The sequence below is a fragment of the Streptomyces sp. Ru72 genome (genome assembly GCF_002920635.1).
Classification (GTDB): domain Bacteria; phylum Actinomycetota; class Actinomycetes; order Streptomycetales; family Streptomycetaceae; genus Streptomyces.
Genome location: NZ_PQSR01000221.1, coordinates 1 through 2,326, shown reverse-complemented (window position 1 = coordinate 2,326; position 2,326 = coordinate 1). Strand labels below are relative to the sequence as shown.

Sequence of the window (2,326 nt, the reverse complement as noted above, 5' to 3'; positions counted from 1 at the left end):
GGCAGAACCAGGACGGCAACACCTACGGCGAGAAGCTTGGAGCGGTCCTCGCCTCCAGCTCCATACCCGACATGGTGGTCGTGCCCAGCTGGAACCTGGTCGGCAAGATCGCGAGCGCCGTCAGCGCGAAGTTCATGGACCTGGGCCCCTACCTGTCGGGCGACAAGGTCAAGAAGTACCCGAACCTGGCCGCGATACCGTCCGACTCCTGGCGCATGAGCATCTTCGGCGGCGCGCTGCGCGGCATCCCGATGCCCGCCGCCTCCGTGCCCAACATCGTGCCCTTCTACCGCAAGGACATCTTCGACAAGAAGGGCTACACCGTTCCCAAGTCGGCCGACGAGTTCCTCAGCTGGGCCAAGGAGGCCACCAGCGCCAAGGCCAAGGTGTGGGCCTGTGGTGACATGAGGTGGTCGGCGGCGGCCATCTTCGGGCTTCTGCCTGCCGGGACGCTCGGCTGGAACATCGGGGCCGACGGGAAGCTGACCTACCGCATCGAGCACCCCGAGTACCTCGAGCACCTGGAGTGGGTCCGCAAGCTGTTCGACGCGGGCGTGGTCCATCCCGACGACAGGGCCAACACGGGAGACCCCAGCCAGCGGTTCACCGCCGGGCAGATCCTGGTCTTCAACGGCGACATGTCCGGCTGGTACGGCTTGACCGCCCAGCAGGCCAAGTCCAACCCCGGCTTCGAGATCGACGGCATGGACTACTTCGCCGCCGGCGGCGGCAAGCCGACGCTGTACGCAGGCCAGCCCGCCAGCATCTGGTCGATGATCCGCAAGGGCGCCTCGAAGGAGACGATCGAGAACGCGCTGGCCGCCGCCAACTTCGCGGCCGCGCCCTACGGCACCAAGGAGCGGATGTTCGTCGACTACGGCGTCGAGGGCACGCACTACACGGTCAAGAACGGCGTCCCGGTCAAGAACGACCTGGGTAACCAGGAGGTGATCAACGCCTGGGTGATGCTGGCGGCCCCGGCTCCCTACACCGCCCACCCCGACTTCCCCGAGATCGCCCGCAAGCAGGTGGAGTGGCAGCAGCGGCAGGGTGCCTTCATGAAGAAGACGTCCACCTACGGCATGAACATCGTCGAGCCGAGCCGCTACGCCAACCTCTCCAGCCCGTTCGAGCAGCTGGAGATCGACTTCGTGCGCGGCAACAAGAGTCTGTCCGACGTACAGCAGGCCATCTCGACCTGGAAGTCCTCCGGCGGCGACAAGCTGCGGACTGGTACAAGCAGCTCCTCGAGAAGAACGGCAGTGGCAACTGATGTCCCTCACGGCCGGGAGCAGGCCTGACGGGACACGTCCCCCCGCGGCCGTCGAGGAACCGACGGCCGCGGTCGCCGCCGCCACCGTGAAGGAGAGCGTGCCGCGCAGGGCCGGCAAGGCGGACAAGGTGCCCTTCCGGGTCCGATGGCGCCGCGACCGCGCGCTCATCCTGATGACGCTGCCCGTCATCGTCCTGCTGCTGATCTTCAACTACGTCCCGCTGCTCGGCAACGTCGTCGCCTTCCAGGACTACGACCCGTACGCCTCCAGCAACGGCATCACGGCGATCTTCCACAGCCCCTGGGTCGGCGTGGAGCAGTTCTCGCGGATGTTCGACGACCCGCTGTTCTGGGGCGCCGCGAAGAACACCATCGTCCTGTTCGTGATCCAGCTGGTGCTGTTCTTCCCGATCCCCATCGCCCTCGCGCTGGTCATCAACAGCGTGATCCGGCCCCGGGTGCGGGCCGTGGCGCAGGCGATCATGTATCTGCCGCACTTCTTCTCCTGGGTCCTCGTGGTCACCGTCTTCCAGCAGATCTTCGGCGGTGCGGGCATCATCGCCCAGACCCTGGAGAACCACGGGTGGAGCGGCTTCGACCTGATGACCAACGCGAGCCTGTTCAAGTACATGGTCACCGCGCAGGCCGTGTGGAAGGACGCCGGCTGGGGGATCATCGTCTTCCTCGCCGCGCTGGCCGCCGTCAGCACCGATCTGTACGAGGCCGCCGCCATGGACGGCGCGGGGCGCTGGCGACGCATGTGGCACGTGACGCTGCCCGCGTTGCGCCCGGTGATCGCACTGCTGCTGGTCCTGCGGGTGGGCGACGCGCTGAGCGTCGGGTTCGAGCAGTTCCTGCTCCAGCGGTACGCGGTCGGTGCGGGGGCCAGCGAGGTCCTCGACACCTACGTGTGGAACGTCGGTATCCAGCACGGCGACTTCAGCTACGCGGCCGCGGTCGGCCTCGCCAAGGGAGTCATCGGAGTGTGTCTCGTCCTGGGCGCGAACAGGGTCGCGCATCTGCTCGGCGAGCAGGGGGTGTATCAGAAGTGAG

1 protein-coding gene and 1 pseudogene are annotated in these 2,326 nt (G+C 66.9%); both read left to right on the top strand.

Annotated features, from left to right (window positions below):
* Window positions 1-1,273 (top strand): annotated as a pseudogene (locus C3488_RS39535) (Tat pathway signal sequence domain protein); the annotation flags it as partial.
* A complete protein-coding gene (locus tag C3488_RS39530; RefSeq protein WP_103845622.1) occupies window positions 1,273-2,325 on the top strand; it encodes a sugar ABC transporter permease in 1,053 nt (350 codons plus the stop codon). The pseudogene C3488_RS39535 and the gene C3488_RS39530, both read left to right, overlap by 1 nt.
* Window position 2,326 lies beyond the last annotated feature (1 nt).